Source organism: Stenotrophomonas sp. P5_B8 (genome assembly GCF_054049855.1).
In genome coordinates this window covers 1-4,243 of record NZ_JBFULO010000351.1, presented here as the reverse complement: position 1 = coordinate 4,243, position 4,243 = coordinate 1, and the positions used below count along the sequence as shown (strand labels likewise).

Annotated in this window: 4 protein-coding genes; 1 reads left to right on the top strand and 3 read right to left on the bottom strand. The window is 68.0% G+C overall.

The features are described 5' to 3' along the window. The coding region (locus tag ACXJKH_RS16120) for a hypothetical protein (protein ID WP_457320801.1) at positions 1–223 on the top strand (223 nt) is incomplete at its 5' end. On the opposite strand, the gene ACXJKH_RS16115 is transcribed toward ACXJKH_RS16120, so the two are convergent. The 3 genes from ACXJKH_RS16115 to ACXJKH_RS16105 all read right to left on the bottom strand — a co-directional run bounded on the left by ACXJKH_RS16115 (position 216) and on the right by ACXJKH_RS16105 (position 4,205). Further along, positions 216–2,528, bottom strand: coding sequence for an ATP-binding protein (locus ACXJKH_RS16115; RefSeq protein ID WP_457320799.1), 2,313 nt, complete (start codon positions 2,526–2,528; stop codon positions 216–218). The two genes, ACXJKH_RS16120 and ACXJKH_RS16115, sit on opposite strands and share 8 nt — an antisense overlap. Continuing rightward, complete coding sequence (locus ACXJKH_RS16110; RefSeq protein ID WP_256776719.1) at positions 2,525–3,151, bottom strand: response regulator transcription factor; 627 nt, start codon at positions 3,149–3,151, stop codon at positions 2,525–2,527. The genes ACXJKH_RS16115 and ACXJKH_RS16110 overlap by 4 nt, the downstream gene beginning before the upstream one ends. A 172-nt stretch (positions 3,152–3,323) precedes the next feature. After that, on the bottom strand, positions 3,324–4,205 hold the full coding sequence (locus ACXJKH_RS16105) for a LysR family transcriptional regulator (RefSeq protein WP_457320803.1): 882 nt from the start codon (positions 4,203–4,205) through the stop codon (positions 3,324–3,326). Positions 4,206–4,243: the final 38 nt, after the last annotated feature.

Sequence of the window (4,243 nt, the reverse complement as noted above, 5' to 3'; positions counted from 1 at the left end):
GCGCGGCCGTCCGCCCACGTTCGGCTACGCGATGACCGATGCGCAGCGCGCTGCGCGCTACCGTGCGCGTCGTGCCGGCCAGGCCGGGCACGCCGACGTGCGCTCCTGCAGCGACATGGTGCTGCTGGACAAGATCCGCGCGGCGATCAGCAGCAAGGACCCGGAGCTGACCGGCTTCCTGGTACACGTGCTGTGGCAGCGCTATCCGCTGCAGCTCAAATAGCGCACGCCTCGGTCAGCATCGCAACCGCCTGCTGCAGGTGGTCGAGCAGCGGGTCCATTTCGTCCCAGTCCAGGGTGTTGGCCAGGCTCAGCTCGTGCAGGTCGGCGGCGGTGCCGGCCAGCCCTTCGTGGCCGAGCATGCGCAGCAYCCCGGCCGCGCGGTGGGCGTGATAGCGCACCAGCCGCAGTTCGCCATCCTTCCGTGCCTGCCGCACTGCCAGGACCTCCTGCTGTAGGGAGTGGAGGAAGGGCGCCCACGACGGGTCGTGCGCGGTCATCGCCGCTGCCGATGTGGCGCCTTCGTCGGTCGCCACGCCCACTACCGCCAGCAGTTGCGCAGGGTCCAGCGGCTTGCCCAACACGGCGTCCATGCCGCTGGCGCGGCAGCGCTGCACATGCGCCAGCGAATCGGTGCCGGAGAATGCCACCAGCAACGCGGCCGGACGCGCGTGTGCGCGCTCCAGCCCGCGCAGCGCGGCCGCGAGCTGGTAGCCACTCATGTCCGCCAGGTCGCAGTCGATCATGAGCAGCGTGCTGGGGTGGGCGGCCTGCAGGCGCAGCGCACTGGCGCCATCGGAGCAGGTGCGTACCGCCGCGCCCAGTGCAGCCAGCTGCCGCGCCACGATGGTGCGGCTTGGTGCATGGTCCTCAACCAGGAGCAGGCTGTGGCCAGCCAGTGGCTGGCCCGCCACCGTTGCGTTCGTGGAGAGACAGCAAACCGGCAGCGTTACCTCGAAGCGGCTGCCCTGGCCGGGCTGGCTGTGCAGCTCGATGTTGCCCTGCAGGGCATGCACCAGGGTGCGGCAGATCGACAGGCCCAGCCCAACGCCGCCCATCTCGCGCGAGTGGTCGTCATGTGCCTGCGCGAACGGCTTGAAAACACTGGACTGGCGCTCGACAGGAATGCCCACGCCGGTATCGCTGACCGCCACCTGCAGCCGGTTGCCCGCAGGGCGGCGCAGCAGGCGGAAGCGGACCTCGATAGCGCCCTGTGCGGTGAACTTCAACGCATTGCCGAGCAGGTTGTTGAGTATCTGCCGCAACGCGGTCGCGTCGGTGCGCAGTTGCGGCAGCGGGTCGGGGGTAAGCAGCAGGCTGATGCGCAGCCCTTTGGCTTCGGCGGCGGGCCGGATCGCGTTGACACAGTCGTGCGCCAACGGGTTGATGTCGTGCCAGCCCATGCAGGGCCCGAATTGGCCGGTGGCCGTGCGTGAGTAATCCAGTGCATGGTCGAGCAGCTGGCGCAGGCCGACCCCGGCGGCACATGCGGCGTCCACCAACTGGCGTTGCCCCTTGTCCAGTCCCGACTGGCTCAGCAGGTCCACCGATGCCACCAGGGCCTGCGCCGCGTTGCGCACCTCATGGCTCATCACCCCGATGACGCGCGCCTGGTTGCGCTCGTGGCGCTGCGCCGACTGATGCGCGCGGACCAGCCAGGCGCCGGTGGCCAGCATCAGCGACAGGCCCATTCCCGTTGCCATCAGCTCCCAGCGGAAATGCCGGAACAGCGCGGCCAGTGAAGGTGCATCGAAGTAGGTTCGCTGCGCCAGCCGCTGCAGCACCTGTGCATGCTGTTGCGGGGTGATCGCCTGCATCGCCGCGTCGATGTCGTCGAGCATGTGCTGGTCGGCGGCGCGCGCGACCAGACGGACGTTGCCCGGCATGCCGTCCGGCGCGCTGCGCAGCAGGAGGCTGTCGGCATGCTCGCGGCGGACAAGCGGGCGGATCAGGATGTCCAGGCCGAGCGCGGCATCGGTGACCCCGGTCTCAACTGCCCAGAGCGCGCCGGACAGGTCTGTGGCAGTGATCACCTGGACTTGCGGATAGTGCGCCTGCAGCCACTGCGGATAGCGACTGCCCTGGACCACCGCAACCCGGTGCGGGGGGCTGACGTCCAGGCCGATCTGCGCGGCACCGGCATGACGGACGGCCACCAGTGTCTCGCCGCGATAGTACGGCGGGGAGGCGCTGAGCGGGCACGGCGCATTCTCCAGTTCGCCAAGCAGCAGCATCAGGTCGGCGTCGTGTTCGCACACCGCCTGCAGGGCCGAAACGCTGGAGGAGGCCGCGGACGCCTTGAAGCGCATGCCGGTGCGCTGGCCCACCAGTTCGGAATAGCCATGGGCAAGGCTGGCAAACGGCGTCGGCCTGGACGACAGCGCGAGCGCGCGGCGCTGCGCGGGATCCAGCGCGACCCGCACGTTGCGCACCGCTGACGAGGCCGGCACGGCCTGCATGGATGCGCTGGTCGGAGTGACGACCAGCAGCAGGGTGACTGCAAAAAGGCGGGCGAGCCGCGCCGTCATAGTGCCGACAGCTGGTGGCGCAGCGTATACAGGTCGCCATCGGTGCGCAGCCCCAGCTTGCGGAACGCAGCCTGCTTCTGGGTGCTGACGGTCTTGATGCTGCGATGGCGGCGCAGGGCGATCTCGCTGACGCTCATCCCGGTCAGGCACAGGCGCAGCACTTCGCGCTCGCTGCGCGAGAGGCTGGCGTCCTCCAGTTCCTCGCCACAGCCGTGCGGCAGCCGGCACAGGCCGGTGGCGACCTGGGTCACCGCGATGGCCAGTGCATCCAGGCGCTCGCTTTTGGTGACCACCCCGGCCGCGCCGGCGCTGATGATGGTCGATACCATCACCCGGCTGGAGTGTGCGGTGAACAGCAGCAGCCGCACCCAGGGAAAGCGCTCGCGCAGCAGGTGCAGCAGATCCAGGCCAGGCATGTCGTCGTGGCCGAGGGTGTAATCGATGACGGCCACATCCACGCGGCGGGTTGCCAGGGTGAACATCAGTGCGCTGCTGTGCGCGTGGTTGCCGACCACGTCGAAACGCGGGTCGGCGGAAAGATGGACGAAGCTGCCGTGCCGGACAACATCATGGTCGTCAAGCAGCGCGATCTTCAGGGTGCAGGGAGAGGCCTGTCCGCTCATGGGATCTGTTTGCTGTTGGACAATGGGGGCACGCAATAGGGAGTGTTGACGAATTCTCCCCGTTCGCATGTGCATCAATGCTGTTTATGCACGAATTTAAGACGATTCCTACGTGCAGTACGCGAGCGCCGTCACTTTCCGCGCGGCTTCTTCACGCATGGCACCTCGCCAATCAGCGTTGCTCGCGCTCGATGAGCCTGCCCAGGCGTGCAGCGAGTTCGTGCACCATCGGATCCGCGCCCGGGCGATGCAGCAGGGCGATCTCCATGTTTTCCATGGGCGGCAGGCCATGTCGACGGGTCAGTGCGCGATGCTCGCGGGTCATCGCCCGCGCCGGCACCAGACTGATGCCCATGCCATCAGCGACGGCGCCCTGGATGCCACCGAGGCTGGAGCTGGTGAAGCTGATCCGCCACCGCCGCCCCATCGCTTCCACTGCGGCGATCAGGTCGTCGCGGTAGAGGCCGCGGGGCGGGAAGGTCACCAGTGGCACCGGATCCAGCAGGATGCAGGGACTGCGCGCGCTGTCGATCCAGCGCATCGGTTCGGCCCAGCAGGCAGTGGCTTCACGGCTGTTGCGCCGCTGCTTGATCAGTACCAGGTCCAGTTCGCCATGATCGTATGCGCTGGTGAGGTCGCGACTGAGGCCACTGGTGACTTCCAGTTTCACCTGTGGATGCTTGCGGTTGAAACTGCCCAGCAGTTGCGTGGTGCGGGCGGTGACGAAATCCTCCGGCACGCCCAGCCGCACCGTCACCGCCACCGTCGCGCCGGCCAGCGCTTGGAGCATCTGCTCGTTCAACGCCAGCATCTGCCGGGCCTGGCCGAGCAGGGTCTGGCCGGCGTCGGTCGGGTGTACGTCGCGGTTGCCGCGCACCAGCAACGGGTGGCCGGCCATGTCCTCCAGGCGGCGGATCTTCTGGCTGATCGTGGACTGGGTCGAATGCAGTCGTGCGGCAGCGGTGGTGAAGCTGCCGCAGTCTGCGACGGTGACGATGGCCCGCAGCAGGTCCAGGTAGAACAGGCTGCGATTCGGTTTTGCACTGGCGCTCATGGTGACATACATCTGCTGCATGGGGCTGGAGTTCTAGC

Coding starts and splice junctions, on each gene's coding strand:
- ACXJKH_RS16105 (WP_457320803.1), bottom strand. CDS start 4,205: ATGAGCGCCAGTGCAAAACCGAATCGCAGCCTGTTCTACCTGGACCTG.
- ACXJKH_RS16110 (WP_256776719.1), bottom strand. CDS start 3,151: ATGAGCGGACAGGCCTCTCCCTGCACCCTGAAGATCGCGCTGCTTGAC.